We start from the raw sequence: 14,426 nt of genomic DNA, 5'->3' as shown, positions 1-14,426 counted from the left end.
TTCCTTTCCGAAGGTCTAGCGGGCGAGTGCGCGGAGCCTGGCCCCGCCGTGGTCGGTCGGCACGCCATCCCTGGGGAGGCGCAGGCCGAGATCCTGCTCCGCGTGGGCAAGCTCGTCGGTCGACAGCACTGCGGCGATCACCCGGTCGGGCCGGACCAGCAGGAAGCGCCCGCGCGCGGCGTCGACCTCGGCATAGAGACGCCCGTCGAGATCGATGGTCACCGTCACACCGGGCGGACGGTCGCGCACGGTGTCATCCAGCGGCACGTCGACCAGGCGGGGCGTCAGTGCGGGGAAGAGCTCCGCCACCCCGGCCCATGGCTGATCGGCGTCGAGGCCGACCCCGATCAGCGCCCAGCCGGTTCCGAGCAGGTCATCGAAGGGCGTGGTAGCGCGACGGTCGAAGTCGAAGACCGAGGGCTGGCCGATGCTGGTGCCCGCGAGCGCGTCACGTTCGGCGCGCAGCACGAGGCCCTCGGTGATGCGGGTCGATGGGCGGTAGCGCATGCCCTCGAAGAAGTCCCGCCCTTCCCGGGTCGACAGCGCCTGGCGCACGACGCGGTCCCGAAAGCGTGCGAGGCGCTCGTTGGTCGTCATCACCACGCGCCCCAGGCGTTCGGACGAGCGGACGACGGCGCGGGCGTGGGCGCGCCGTTCATGCTCGTAGGTGTCCAGCAGTGCGTCCGGCGCCTCTGCGCGCAGGACCGCGGCGACCTTCCAAGTGAGGTTGGCGGCGTCGCGGATGCCGGAATTGAGGCCCTGGCCGGCGAAGGGCGGCATCATATGGGCGGCGTCGCCCAGCAGGAAGACGCGCCCATCACGCCAGCGGTCGGCGGTGAGCCCGTGAAAGCGGTATGAGACGGCGCGCTCGACCTGTTGCGGGGTGATCGGCCGCAGGGGGCTGAGCAGGCGCTCGATCAACTCGAACGGAGGATTCTCGGTCGCTTCGCCCTCGCCCGGGTGCAGGTAGAACTCGTAACGGCAACGGCCATGCAGACCCGCAACCACCACGTAGGGTCGCCGGGGGTCGCCGTGGTGCATGCCGTAACGCTCGGCGTGCGGGTCTTCCAAGCAGTCCACGACCAGCCAGACGTCGGGGTGGCTGCGACCGCTCATCGGGATGTCCAGCAGGGCTCGCACCGCGGAGCGTCCGCCGTCGGCGGCGAGCACGGCTCTGGCCCGGATCGACCCGTCGTCGTGCGGGGTGCGGACGCGGGCGGTCACGCCGTCGGCATCCTGCTCGAGGCCGATGAGTTCGGTGGAGAAGCGCACGTCCACGCGCGGATGCTGCTCCAGCGCCGAGCGCAGCGCCTTTTCCAGGTCGGGCTGGGCAAAGGGGTTCTTGAAGGGGAAGCCGAACCGATTCGGCACGGCAGCGCCGCCGTGAAACAGCAGCTGATCGTCGGCGTCGAAGTAGCTGGTGCCGGTGCCGGGGACGATGACAGGCAGCACCTGATCGACCATCCCCGCGCGCTGGTAGACGCGCAGGGACTCGTCATCGAGGCTGATCGCCTTGGGATCGTCGGCGGTCGTGGCGTTCTTCTCGATCAGTACGACGGCGATGCCGTGCGAGGCCATCAGCAGGGCGCTCGTCATGCCCACCGGGCCGGCGCCCACCACGAGCACCTCGGTAGAGATCTGCTGCTCCACTCTCACATCCTTGTGTCATGTCCTGTTTAGTGAGCCACTATATCTGAAAAACAGAACAAGGCAAGGAGTTCGTGGCGCGCGAGCGATCGTGCCAGCACGGGCGGGGCGGGGCGCCCTGGGCTCAGAGCTCGAGCAGTGCTGCCCGCTCGCTCAGGTGTGCGGCGGCTTCGATCACCCTCCGGGTGATCTCGGCGACCTGGTCATCGTCGACGAGCGAGCGGATCAGCACGACGCTGAGCGCGGCGAGGGCGGTGCCGTCGGGGCGACTGATCGGAGCGGCGATTCCCATCGCGGTGGGGTCGACCTCGCCCGCGGACACCGCGTACCCTTCTTCTCGGATGCGGGCGAGTCGCTCGATGATGGCATCGGGGGTGGTCATCGTGTGCTCGGTGAAACGGCGCAGCGGCGCGTCGGCGAGGATGCGCCGGACCTCTTCCTCGGTCTCGCCGGCGAGCAGCACGATCGCGGAGGCGCCCGCGTTGATGTCGAGCACCGATCCGCGCTCGTAGGACAGGCGCACGTACTGTGCCTGGGCCTCTTCGCGCTCGAGGCAGATGACGGATCCGCCCATGCGCTTGGTCAGCAGCACGGTCTGGTGGAACCGCTCGGCGAGCTCGCGCATCACCGGGATCGAGAGGTCGCTGAGCCCGTATCCCTTGCGGGCGATGCGGGAGAGTTCCACGATGTGAAGGCCAAGGCGGAAGCCCCCGCGGCCGTTCTCGGAGAGAAAGTCGGCCTGCACGAGCGTCTGCAGGTAGCGGTAGGCGGTGGAGCGGGCGACCCCCAGGCTTTCGGCGACTTCGATCGCTGAGATCTCGGGTCGCTCCTCCGTGAACATCTGCAAGACGTTGAGGGCGCGATCCGCCGTGCTGTTGCGCTCGCGATATCCGCTGCCCTGGGCCATGAGTGCCATCTAACCAGACTCTCCGGTCGTGCCGCGGTGGGCGATACTCAAAACATGGTTGCTAAAAACAGGACAGTAGTATTGAATGCTAGGACACTCTCGATTCAAAGGAGAATCTCATGACTCAGCGGACTTCCCGGTTCGCCGGTGCGGTGCTCGCCGGCATCGCCGCCCTCGCTCTGGCTTCCTGCGCGGGCCAGGCGCCCGAGACCGCGAACCCCTCGGCCACCGATGGCGAGACCGCCGCGCAGCCGGTGTCGATCGGCCTCTTCGTCGCCAACGCCTTCGGTGACCACAGCTACTACGATGCGGCCTTCGCTACCATCGCCGACCTCGAGAACGACCTCGGCGCCACGGTGACGACCTACGAAGGCAAACTCGAGACGCAGAACTACGCACCCCTGCTGCAGGACGCTGCCGATGTGAATCAGCTGGTGTTCGTGGTGGGCAACCAGGCCATCGACGCCACCGTGGCAGCGGCCGCCGACAACGCCGATACGACCTTCGTCTTCGTCAACGGCGTCGTCTCCGACGCGTCCGTCGTCTCGGTCGCCTACCGGTATGCCGAGTCCTGCTACGTCGGCGGCACCATCGCCGCTCTCGTGAGCGAGGGCACGGATGCCACCGCCGTCGGCTTCATGGGAGGGTTCGAGGCTCCCAGCATGGCCGATTGCGAGGCCGGCCTCACCCAGGGCGTGGCTGCGCTGGCACCGGAGCTGTCGGTCGTGTCGCAGTTCGTGGGCTCGTTCAGCGACCCGGGCAAGGGGCTGGAGACGGCGACCGCCCTCGCACAACAGGGTGCCTACGTCGTGTACTCGTCCGCCGGGCTGTCCGGTCAGGGCGCGGTGAAGGCTGCCGAGAGCGGGGTGGAGATCGCGCCGATCCTCGCGGCCTCCGCCGATGTTCCCGACGTCAGCCCCGCGGTCGTCAACGACGACACGGCGGTACTGATCCTCGATGCGGCGCAGGGCTTCGTCGATGGCACGCTGAAGAAGGGCGAGGTGCGCACCTACGGTTGGGCCGAGGGCGCCTTCATCGTCGATTTCAACCCGGCTTTCCTCGACGCCGCGCAGCAGGCTTCGGTGCAGGCCGTCATCGCAGACATCACGGCGGGCAAGATCACCCCGACGGGCGCCGCGCGCTGATGGTCGAGGTGGCCCTGCGGGCAGTCGGGCTGGGGAAGCGGTTCGGCGAGCTCATCGCGAACGCCGACGTCGACTTCGAACTGCGCCGGGGCGAGGTTCACGCTCTGGTGGGCGAGAACGGGGCCGGCAAGAGCACCCTCATGAAGATGCTCTACGGCATGTACCGTCCCGACCAGGGCCACCTAGAGATCGACGGGACGCGGATCGAGTTCCACCGCGTCGCCGATGCCATCGACGCGGGAATCGGGATGGTGCATCAGCATTTCATGCTCGTGCCCGAGTTCAGCGTCGAGCGCAATGTGCTGCTGGGGCGCGAACCCCGCAGACTGGGATTCATCGATCGCGCGGCGAGCGCTCGGGCGCTCACCGCGCCGATGGCCGCCCTCGGGCTCGACCTCGACGCGCGCCGGCAGGTGGGTGAGCTCAGCGTCGCCGACCAGCAGCGGGTCGAGATACTGAAGGTGATCGCCCGCGACGCGCGGGTGATGATCCTGGACGAGCCCACGGCCGTGCTCACCCCGCAGGAGACAGCCGAGCTGTTTCGCACGCTGCGAACCCTCGCTGCCACGGGGGTCTCGGTCATCTTCATCACCCACAAGCTGTGGGAGGTGAAGGCGGCTGCCGACCGGGTCACGGTGCTGCGCAAGGGTCGCACGCGGGGGACGTTCGACGTCGACGCGGTCGGCGTGGACGAGCTTGTCGAACGGATGACCGGTCGCAGCGACGTGGTGCTCGGACGCATCGAGCGCACGGCCCCCACGTCGCGCTTGCGCCTGGAGGTCGAGGGGCTGAGCGGGCGACAGGCACCGGACACAGCGGTCCGGAACCTGGACTTCGCGGTGCGCGAAGGGGAGATCCTCGGAATCGCCGGCGTTGACGGCAACGGGCAGAACAGCCTGGCCGCCCTGCTCGCAGGCGGTGCCCAACCGCAGGCGGGCAGCATCCGCCTCGACGGGCGGGAGATCTCCCGCGAGACGATCGCGCAGCGCCGTTGCGCGGGCGTCGCCGTGGTCCCCGAGGACCGCCACCGCGAGGGGTTGCCGCTGCATGCCTCGGTGCTGGAGGGACTGGCGCCGCTGCGGCTTGCCCGTCGGCGTGGTGCGGCAGCTCCCTTCGGGCCCGCGCTCACCCGTCGGCTGCGCGCGTGGGCGTTCGGCGTCGTGCAGGCGTTCGGGGTGGTGACCGCATCCCTGCAGAGCCCGGCATCCACCCTCTCCGGCGGCAACCAGCAAAAAGTGGTCGTTGCACGCGAACTCGACGCGGAGCCGGCGCTGCTCGTGCTCTCGCAGCCCACCCGGGGTGTCGACCTGGGGTCGGCTGAGGGCATCTACGGTGCGCTGTCGCGCCACATCGCCACGGGTGCGGCGGCGGTCATGGTCTCGGCGGATCTTGATGAGCTGCTGCGGATCTGCGACCGGATCCTTGTGCTGTACCGCGGTGAGATCGCGCTGGTTGCCGACGCCGCCGGTACCTCGCGCGAGGAGCTCGGCCGCGCGATGGCCGGCGCGCACCTGACGGAGGGAAGATGACCGACACCGCCAGCACGGCGATCGCCACCTTCCGTCGCCCGAAGAGGTTCGCCTGGCGGCAGACGCCGGCCCACGCCGTGCGTCACCTGCTCGCGCCAGCCGTGGGGATCCTCCTGGCCATCGTCCTCATCCAGTTCGGGGGGTTCCAAGGTCTCCCCACGATCGCCGTTGGCCTGCAGTACGCGGTGGGCACCCCCGAAGCCCTCGCGCGCACCGTCGCCTGGGCTCTGCCGTTGCTCGTCGCGACCGTCGGCGTCGTGATCGCCTTCCGCGCGGGCCTGTTCTCGGTAGGCGCCGAGGGCCAGATCTACGTCGGTGCACTCGTCGGCGCCGTCACCGGCAGCGCGCTCGCCGGCACGCTCCCGGTGCTGCACCAGGCGCTTGCCATCGGCTCCGCCGCGATCGTTTCGGGTGCGGTCTCGGCCGTGTTCGGTTGGTTGGCAGTGCGCTGGAAGGTCGACATCGTGTTGTCGACGCTGCTGGGCAACTACGTTCTCGTGTCGACCTGCATCTTCCTCGCCAAGAACGTCTTCAGCGACCCGGAGGCCGAGGCTCCGGGTGCGACGGTTCCGATCCTGCCTTCGGCCCAGCTTCCCGTGCTGCTGCCGCGCACCCAGTTGACCAGCGCCGTGTTCCTGGTCCTGGTGCTCTGCGCACTCGTGTGGTGGGTGATGGAGCGCGCGGTGACCGGCTACCGGTGGCGGATGGCCGGGGAATCGCCGGCGTTCGCCCGCGCGGTCGGGATGAATGTCGCCCGATCGCAGATCCTCGCCTGCGCCACCTCGGGCGCGCTGTGCGGCATCGCCGGCGCGCTGCTGGTCGTCGCGGCGCAGGGCCGCTTCACCTCTGAGATCGCCGTGGGCATCGGATGGGTGGCGATCATGTTGGCGCTGATGGGACGCGCCCGCGTGCTGCCCGCGATCATCTGGGTGCTCGTCTACGCGGTGATGCACGCCGCGAGCCGCAAGATCGAGCAGATCGCGCACGTGCCATCCGATCTGGCGGTGCTCGTGATCTGCACCGTGCTCATCACGGCCGCCGCCTCGCCGGGGCTGGCGGCCCTGATCTCCGATCTCTGGAGGAGGCGCCGTGGAATGGCTTGACGTGCTGCTGGGATCGTGCATTCGCACGACCACCCCCATCCTGTTGGCCGCGCTGGCGGGTCTACCGACACTGTGGACCCGCGACATCAACATCGGCTTGGACGGCATCATGATCTTCGGCGCCTTCTTCGGGGTCGCTGTGGGGCTGTGGACCGGCTCCATCTGGGCGGCGCTGGCCATCACGATCGCGCTGGCGGCGCTGGCGGGACTGTGCTTCGGGGTGCTCGTGGCCGGGCTCAAGGTCGATGTGTTCGTCGCCGGGATCGTGCTGTTCGTCTTCGCCGGGGCCGCAACGGCATACTTGTTGACTATTCTCTTCGGCGTCAAGGGCAACCTTGCCGACCCCGCCACCCCCGGCCTGCCCGCGATCATCATCCCGGGTCTGGCGGACGTGCCGCTGGTGGGCGCGCTGCTGTCCGGGCACAGCATCCTCACCTGGCTCGCGGTCCTGCTCGTCGCCGGACTCATGATCTGGGATCGCCGTTCGGTGGGCGTGCTCTACTGGCGCGCTGCCGGGTCGCATCCGCAAGCCCTGGCCGCCTCCGGTGTCGGCGTGCTGCGTCGGCGCGTGCTTGCGCAGATCTGGTGCTTCGTGTTCGCCGCGCTCGCCGGCGTGCAGATCAGCCTCGGTCAGCTGTCGCTGTTCACCGTGGGGATGACCGGAGGCGTGGGTTTCGTCGCCCTGGCCGTGGTGATCTTCTCTCGCGGCAACGTCGCGCTCGTCGCGGTGATCAGCGTCGGCTTCGGACTGGTGACGGCGCTCGGCTACCAGACGACCAACGATGTGGTGCCGCACGAGATCACTGTGTTGTTCCCGTACGCGGTCGCCCTGGTCGCGTTGATCCTGCTGTCGCGGCGTAGCGTGCGTCGCACCGTCGCCGTACGCGCGGCATGAGAACGACGATTGTCCCGACTCGTCGGGCAGTGAAGGAGAGGTCATGATGCAGACGATCGCTGCGATCGCCACCGGGGAGCCGGGCGGATTTCGGATCGCGCCCGTGGAACTCGACGATCTTCGTGGTGACGAGGTGCTCGTGGATGTGGTGGCCGTGGGCATGTGCCACACCGATCTGAGCGCAGCATCCGGTGTGATCCCCTTCCCGCTGCCGGGAGTGCTCGGTCACGAGGGTGCCGGGCGGGTGCGCGCCGTAGGTGCCGCTGTCACTCGGGTGCGTCCGGGGGATGCGGTGTTGATGACCTTCACCTCGTGCGGGCGCTGTCGGCAGTGCCGCGGCGGGCATCCGGCGTACTGCGACCATCACCTGCCCTGGAACCTGCTCGGCGGGGCTCGCGCGGACGGCACGCCGACGATGACGGATGCCGAGGGAGGGCCGCTGCACGCGCACTTCTTCGGTCAGTCTTCGTTCGCGCGCCAGGCGATTGCCGACGAGCGTTCACTGGTGCGACTGGGCGACGACATCTCTGACGATGACCTCGCCCTGTACGCGCCCCTCGGATGTGGGCTGCAGACGGGCGCGGGCGCGGTGCTCAATGTGCTTCGCCCGGCGCCGGACGAGGTGCTCGCGGTGAGCGGCGCCGGGGCCGTGGGCCTCGCGGCGGTGATGGCGGCAGGGGCGGTGTCGGTGCAGCGGATCGTCGTGATCGACCGGGTGCCCGAGCGGCTGAATCTGGCCCGCGAACTGGGGGCGACCGATGTGGTGGACGCCACGACAACCGATGTGGCGACAGCGCTCGGCGAGTTGACGGCGGGCGCAGGGGTGCACGCAGTGGTCGAGACCACCGGCAACGTCGGCGTGCTCGAGACGATGATCGGGGCGCTGGGGGTGGGTGGCACCTGCGCCGTGGTGGGCGCTCCACGCGCGGGCTCCCGCGCCTCCTTCGACGTCAACGCGCACCTCCCCGGGCGCAGGATCGTCGGAGTCACTCTCGGCGACAGCGAACCGGAGCGTTTCGTGCCACAGTTGATCGCCCTGCACCGCAGCGGTCGATTCCCCCTGGAACGACTCGAGCGCCGTTACTCGTTCGCCGAAATCGGCGAGGCCGCCGCGGATGCCGCGGGCGGACGCACCATCAAGCCCGTGCTGATCATGGAGGACGCATGACCGTGGCCACCTTCCCGGACCTTTCCCCGATCGACGGCGCGCTGGTGGGGGAATTTCCTGCCCTGTGCCCGGAGGATGCCATCGACCGCGTCCGCGTCGCGTCGGAAGCGCAGCCGGACTGGGCCCGGCGCCCGTTCGCTCAGCGTCGTCGTATCCTCCTGGATGCCGCCGATCTGCTGGAGGCAGAGGTGGAGGATCACGTGGCGCTGCTCGCGCGCGAGATCGGCGCCACGCGTCCCTGGGCCGAGATGAACGTGCACGAGTCGGCCGCGACGCTACGCGAGGCGGCGGCGGTGGTCAGCGGCCCCACCGGAGAGATTCTCCCGTCAGCCGACCCCGGCACGCGCAATCACTCGCTGCGGGTGCCGGTGGGCGTCTCGCTCTCGATCGTGCCATGGAACGCACCGGTGATCCTTGCGGCCCGCTCCAGCGCGATCTCCCTGGCGCTGGGCAACGCCGTGATCATCCGCCCGAGCGAGGAGGCCCCCATCGCCGCCGGTCACCTGCTGGCCGACGCGCTGGTGCGCTCGGGGGTGCCGTCCGAGGTGCTGCCGGTCGTGACGAGCGCCCCCGGTGAGGGGCGGCACCTCATCGACGCCCTCGTACAGGACGAGCGGGTGCGCCGGGTGGCCTTCATCGGCTCCACGCCAGTGGGACGCGCGATCGCCGCCAGGGCGGGTGCCGCGCTGACACCTTCGGTGATGGAGCTGGGCGGCAAGAACGTCACGATCGTGCGCGGCGACGCGGACCTTGCCCGATGGACCGGGCCGCTGGCCTTCTCGGCGTTTGCGAACTCGGGCCAGGTCTGCATGTGCACCGACCGGCTGCTCGTGCACCGCAGCCGCTACGAGGAGCTGTGCGAGCGGATGGCTGATGCCGCCCGCGGCATGGTCGTCGGCGATCCGCGCAACGCCGGCACCGACCTCGGCCCGTTGATCAACGACCGCGCGGCCGCTCACTTCACAGAGCTGGTCGAGGATGCACGGCGCGGCGGGGCCAAGATCCTCGCCGGCGGCACGTCGGATGGGCGCTGGGCGCAGCCGACCGTGCTCACCGATGTCGGCGACTCTTGCCGGTTCGCCGTGGAAGAGGGGTTCGCGCCGATCGTCAGCATCGAGGCCTTCGACAGCGACGATGACGCGGTGCGACGTGCGAACGCGGGCGAGTTGGGTCTGATCGCTGCGGTGATCTCCGCTGATCACAGCGCGGCCGAGCGGCTGGCGCACCTCCTGCGAGCCGGGGCTGTGCACGTGAACGGACCCTCCGTCGGCGATGAACCGCACGTTCCGTTCGGGGGGCTTGCCGCCTCGGGCATGGGCAGGCTGGGCGGGTGGGAGTCCGTCCGGTTCTTCACGGAGCAGCGCTCCCTCTACCTGCACGGCGCCGCAGCCGCGGCGCAGGTGTCTTAGCAACAGCGACGAAAGGAAGGCATCTTCATGACGATGCGCATCACCCCCCTCGGCCACTCCTGCGTACTGGTGGAGACGGAGGGGGCGGACGGCGCCCGGGTCCGCCTGCTGCTGGACCCGGGTTCGCTGGCTCCGCAGCTCGATCCGATCGAGGGGCTGGACGCCATTCTCATCACGCACGCGCACGGCGATCACCTCGACGCCGAGCAGGTTCGGCGTGTGCGCGGAACGGGGTCGGCTCCGCTGTACGGAGACGCCGAGTCGATGCGAGTGGCAGCGGAGGCGGGCCTGGAGGACGTGCATCCCGTGGAGCCCGGCAGCATCCGGATCGCCGGCGTGGACGTCGAGGTGTCGGCGTGGACGCACGAGCAGATCTATCCAGGGGTGCCTCTGCCGCAGGACTACGGCTACCTCATCGGCGGGCGGGTCTTCGCCCCGGGTGACGCCTTCGCCGTGCCGGAGTCTCCCGTCGACCTGCTGCTGCTGCCCACGGGCGCGCCGTGGATGAAGCTCTCCGAGACGATCGACTACCTGCGCCAGGTGGCCCCCGACGCCGCGCTGCCGGTGCACGACGGCGGCCTGGCTCCCGCGCATCAGCAGATGCATCGCGCGCTGATCGGCAAGTTCGCACCCGAGGGCACTGCGGTGCTTGTGCCGACCCGAGGCGAGGCAATCGACCTGCACTGACCACGCCCAACATAGTCTTGAATTGCAGGACGCAACTAGCATATTGTAGGAATGTCGAAGGAGACGGGCATGGACACGCAACGCCGGCCGCCGCTGCGGATCAAGGCGGATTGGGGTGGGGCGAACCTGCTGCGCGCTGCGGGCTGGCTGACGCAATGGGTGTGGGACAACACCGAGGACAACCGCCGCGGGCTGATCCACACCGGGCGGGGCATGGGCGACAATCTCGTGGCGCTGTCCCGAGGAGAGGTCGACATCGCGTTCGCCACGCCCGCGTCGTTCGCCCGCCTCGCCCGCGAGGGCCGTGGCCCCTTCGCCGGGCGAGGGCTGGACGACCTGCTCGCCATCGGCGTCCTCTCGCACCGCGATGCCATGGTCCCTGCCGTCCGTGCAGACCTCGGCCTTTCGTCGCTGGCAGAGGTCGCCGCGCACGCCGGACCCCTACGCATCGCGCTCGGAGTGAACGACCCTGACGGCTTCATGGGCTACGCAGGTGATCTCGTGCTGCGCGCCGGCGGCGTCGACCTGGATGAGATCGCCCGCCGAGGCGGCACGATCACTCGCCACGAGCAGCCGTTCGACGCGGTCGCCGACCTGCGTGAGGGGCGCGCGGACCTGATGGTGTCGGAGGCCATCATGACGCCGGACTGGCAGGCGCTCGCCACCGAGCAGGACGTGCGCTTCCTCAGCTTGTCGGATGCCGAGGTGCAGCGCATCCACGACGAGGACGGGCTGGGCGTGATCGGCATCCCCGGCGGCTATTTCTCCGGCCACGAGGAGCCGATCGTGGCGCTGGACTACTCCGACTGGATCTGCCTCACGACCTCCCGCCTCGACGACGAGACGGCGGAGTTGCTCGCGCGGGCGTTCATCGAGAACGGCTCCGCGCTCGACCGCGGCTACCGGCATCTTCCCCTGGACTATTCGCCGCTGCGCTACCCGATCGACTTCCGCGAGGCTCGTCGCACCCCCATCCCCCTTCACCCCGCCGTCGACGCCGCCTACCGGCGCGCGGCCGCAGAACAGGAGGCACGCTGATGCTGGCATCCCAGGTCATCGACAAGAACGGAGAGCTGGGCGTCTACGAGCTGCCGGATCCGGTAGCCGGGCCCGGAGAAGCCGTGGTCGCGGTCGAGGCCGCCGGGCTCGCTCCCGGTGCCTTCAGCCTGCTGCGGATGGGCGCCGTGCCGATCCTGCCCACGACGTTCGGGCACGAGATCGCCGGCACCGTCGTGTCGGTGGGTGATGAGGCACGCACCGACCTCGTCGGAAGGCGCGTACGCGTGCATCCGCTGCTCTCCTGCGGCGTCTGCGATTACTGCACGACGGACCGCGAGATGATGTGCGCGCAGAACGCGATGATCGGCCATGCCGTGTTCGGCCCCGAGGCCATGCCGCGCTACAGCCGCTACCACGACGGCGGTCTGGCGCAGCAGGTGCTCGTGCCGGTCGACAATCTCGACCTCCTGCCCGACAAGGTCGACGCCGAGCTCGGCGCCAAGGCGCACGACTTCGCCAACGCCGTGCGCGCGCTGAAGCTGGCCGAGACCGGGCCGCAGGCCGTGATCATCGTGACCGCCGCCACGGGTGCCATGGGCGTTGCCACCATCGCGATCGCCCGCGAGTTCGGCGTGCGCCAGATCATCGCCGTGGGCCGCGATGCCGACCGCCTCGCGCAGGTCGTCGATCTTGACCCCGACCTCGTCACCCCGCTGGTGCTGGGGGACGACGACACGGCGCAGTCGGTTGCGGGACGCATCCGCGCGATCGCTCCGGCCGGTGCGCACGCCGCCATCGACTACCTGCCCGGAGGCAAGGGCACCTCGTTCATCTTCGGCGGTCTGCGCACGGGCAGCCGCATCGTGCACATGGGCGTCAACCCCGAACCCTTCGTGATCCCGCCGGCGGCATTCTCGATCCACTGCATCAGCTTCATCGGCACGCGCAACGGCACCCGTAAGGACGCCCACGACGCCCTGCGGCTGCTCGCGGCCGATCCCGATCGCTATCGTCGCCTCATCACCCACCGCCTGGCACTCGATGAGGCGCACCTGGCGCGCGACAACTTCAGCTCTCGGGCCGAGCCGATGTGGATGGCCGTCGTGAACCCCGGTCGGCTCGCCGGCACCGTGAAGGCGGACGAGAACAGAGGAGACGCAAGTTGACGATCGTGACCGAGTATTTCGACGAGTTCCCCTTCGACGGTGAGCCCCGGGTTCTGCGCCGCGACGAGGAGTTGCTGCTGTCGCGCGCCGTGCCCCGCATGCCCGGTGTCTCGTGGGATCCCATCCCGCCGCTGAAGGTCGTGCACTTCGACCAGACCTACCAGGACGGCGCTTTCATCCCGCCACGGATCCTCTGGGAGGGCGAGACCGGGCGCATCGAGTGGATGCAGATGAACTTCCGTCAGCCTATGTACCACCGCAATCTCGACGTCGACGAGATGTCCTACCAGATCCGCGGTGAGCGGACGCTGATGACCGAGCACGGCACTGTCGAGCTGCGCGACGGTGACTTCGTGCGGATTCCGGTCGGCGTCGCGCACGACAACTACGGCCGGCGCGGCAGTCACATCCTCTGGTACTTCCCGGCGCCCCTGCACGATGTGGGAGTAGTCGTGCGCACCGCCGAGGTGCTCATCCCGCCGTTCGCCGGGTGGCAGGCAGAGACGGTCAACGAGGTGCACACCGACTGCCTGGGCGGACGGCATTGCGACCGGGCTGTGCAGCTGTCCGACGAGACGCTGCTCCTCGAGCAGGCCCATCACGAGAGCGGGCGGCTGGCTGTGCTGTCGTCGCACGTCGACACCGACAGTACGTCTTGGGTGTGGCGGGGCGCGCAGCACGCGATCGGCGTCGTGGACATCACCGACAGCGACGGTACGCTCTACCGACGTCGGCGCAATGTGGACGAGGTTCAGTACCAGATCGAGGGTACTCGCCTGCTGATCAGCGCCAACGGCGTCGTCGAGCTCACACCGGGCTCCTTCGTGCACATCCCGCTCGGCGTCGCCTATGCCAGTGTGGTCAAGGGCGCCAGCCGGCACATCACCACCGTGACGACAGGCAAGCTCGACTGCGTGTGGGACGCCGCCGCGGACTCCGAGCAGTGGGATCACGCGCGCATCGAGGCCTACCGCGCCGCACTGTTCGGGGCGGCGGATTCATGACGTCGACGGCCTTGCAGCGGGTCGTGGACGCCGGGCGTGCGCTCGCCGCCGCCGGCCAGCAGGACATGGTGTGGGGTCACGTCGCGCTCCGGGATGAGGGCGGTGACGGCATCTGGATCAAGCGGTCTGGGGTCGGCTACGACGAGCTGGGGCTCGATGATGTGCAGTTGGTCGGCTGGGACGGCAGCCTGCGGCAGGGCCGGGGGAGTGTGCACATCGAGTGCTTCCTCCACCTGGAGACGTTGCGTGTGCGAGGCGACGTCGTGATGAGCGTGCACTCCCACGCCCCCGCGGTGAATGCGTTCTCGGCTCTGGACGAGCCCCTGCGCGCACTCTCGCACGATGGGGTGCCGTTCGCTTTGCCGCAGATTCCGCGGGCCGGGATCTCGGGCGACCTCGTCGGCGATCCGCAGCGTGGTGCCGCCGTGGCCGCGGCCCTGGGCGGAGCGCCCGCCTGCCTCATGCCCCGGCACGGGTTCCTCGCGGTCGGGCGTACCGATGCCGAGGCCGTGATGCATGCGGTGCTGCTGGAGTCGGCGTGCCAGCTGCATCTGGATGCGGCCGCTGCGGGCACGATCCGGTCGTATTCCGACGAGGAGGAGCTGCGGCAGAAGCAGGCGCACGTCTGGCCGGCGGCACAGTTCGAGGCCGGCTACGCCTACCTCCTGCGTCGCGCCGCCCCGCCGGCCTGAGGCCGGCACTCAGCCTGCACCGTTCGACCGCCAACCCGCATCGTTGTGGGTGGATGCCGACCATTCCGTCGCCTG

At 69.5% G+C, this 14,426-nt stretch carries 13 protein-coding genes; 11 read left to right on the top strand and 2 right to left on the bottom strand.

Annotation, left to right across the window (positions count from 1 at the left end):
- Positions 1 to 15: 15 nt before the first annotated feature.
- Entirely contained in the window at positions 16 to 1,650 is a 1,635-nt protein-coding gene (locus QM720_RS01765) for a bifunctional 3-(3-hydroxy-phenyl)propionate/3-hydroxycinnamic acid hydroxylase (RefSeq protein WP_415124454.1), read from the bottom strand.
- A 121-nt stretch (positions 1,651 to 1,771) separates the two neighbouring features.
- Positions 1,772 to 2,563 carry an IclR family transcriptional regulator gene (locus tag QM720_RS01760; RefSeq protein WP_415124453.1) on the bottom strand — a complete coding sequence of 264 codons (792 nt, stop codon included), beginning with the start codon at positions 2,561 to 2,563 and terminating at the stop codon, positions 1,772 to 1,774.
- A gap of 110 nt (positions 2,564 to 2,673) precedes the next feature.
- Between QM720_RS01760 and QM720_RS01755 the strand changes: the two genes are divergently transcribed.
- From QM720_RS01755 to QM720_RS01705, 11 genes are all read left to right on the top strand, one after another.
- Complete coding sequence (locus QM720_RS01755; protein WP_415124452.1) at positions 2,674 to 3,699, top strand: BMP family lipoprotein; 1,026 nt, start codon at positions 2,674 to 2,676, stop codon at positions 3,697 to 3,699.
- 8 nt (positions 3,700 to 3,707) lie between these two features.
- Positions 3,708 to 5,228 carry an ABC transporter ATP-binding protein gene (locus tag QM720_RS01750; protein WP_415124451.1) on the top strand — a complete coding sequence of 507 codons (1,521 nt, stop codon included), beginning with the start codon at positions 3,708 to 3,710 and terminating at the stop codon, positions 5,226 to 5,228.
- On the top strand, positions 5,225 to 6,331 hold the full coding sequence (locus QM720_RS01745; RefSeq protein ID WP_415124450.1) for an ABC transporter permease: 1,107 nt from the start codon (positions 5,225 to 5,227) through the stop codon (positions 6,329 to 6,331). Before QM720_RS01750 ends, QM720_RS01745 begins: the two co-directional genes overlap by 4 nt.
- Positions 6,318 to 7,226, top strand: a complete 909-nt coding sequence (locus QM720_RS01740) for an ABC transporter permease (RefSeq protein WP_415124449.1) — start codon at positions 6,318 to 6,320, stop codon at positions 7,224 to 7,226. The genes QM720_RS01745 and QM720_RS01740 overlap by 14 nt, the downstream gene beginning before the upstream one ends.
- Before the next feature lie 43 nt (positions 7,227 to 7,269).
- Positions 7,270 to 8,394 (top strand): NAD(P)-dependent alcohol dehydrogenase, encoded by a 1,125-nt coding sequence (locus QM720_RS01735; RefSeq protein ID WP_415124448.1) that lies wholly within the window; start codon positions 7,270 to 7,272, stop codon positions 8,392 to 8,394.
- On the top strand, positions 8,391 to 9,803 hold the full coding sequence (locus QM720_RS01730) for an aldehyde dehydrogenase family protein (RefSeq protein WP_415124447.1): 1,413 nt from the start codon (positions 8,391 to 8,393) through the stop codon (positions 9,801 to 9,803). Before QM720_RS01735 ends, QM720_RS01730 begins: the two co-directional genes overlap by 4 nt.
- A 27-nt stretch (positions 9,804 to 9,830) precedes the next feature.
- On the top strand, positions 9,831 to 10,490 hold the full coding sequence (locus tag QM720_RS01725) for an MBL fold metallo-hydrolase (RefSeq protein WP_415124446.1): 660 nt from the start codon (positions 9,831 to 9,833) through the stop codon (positions 10,488 to 10,490).
- A gap of 69 nt (positions 10,491 to 10,559) precedes the next feature.
- Entirely contained in the window at positions 10,560 to 11,528 is a 969-nt protein-coding gene (locus QM720_RS01720) for a TAXI family TRAP transporter solute-binding subunit (protein ID WP_415124445.1), read from the top strand.
- The gene (locus QM720_RS01715; RefSeq protein ID WP_415124444.1) at positions 11,528 to 12,655 is read left to right on the top strand and encodes an alcohol dehydrogenase catalytic domain-containing protein; all 1,128 of its coding nucleotides are present in this window, start codon (positions 11,528 to 11,530) and stop codon (positions 12,653 to 12,655) included. The genes QM720_RS01720 and QM720_RS01715 overlap by 1 nt, the downstream gene beginning before the upstream one ends.
- A complete protein-coding gene (locus QM720_RS01710) occupies positions 12,652 to 13,659 on the top strand; it encodes a hypothetical protein (RefSeq protein ID WP_415124443.1) in 1,008 nt (335 codons plus the stop codon). The genes QM720_RS01715 and QM720_RS01710 overlap by 4 nt, the downstream gene beginning before the upstream one ends.
- Entirely contained in the window at positions 13,656 to 14,351 is a 696-nt protein-coding gene (locus QM720_RS01705) for a class II aldolase/adducin family protein (protein WP_415124442.1), read from the top strand. Before QM720_RS01710 ends, QM720_RS01705 begins: the two co-directional genes overlap by 4 nt.
- Positions 14,352 to 14,426 lie beyond the last annotated feature (75 nt).

Source organism: Microbacterium sp. (assembly GCF_047602155.1).
Taxonomy (GTDB): Bacteria; Actinomycetota; Actinomycetes; order Actinomycetales; family Microbacteriaceae; genus Microbacterium.
This window is presented reverse-complemented; position numbering and strand designations above follow the sequence as displayed.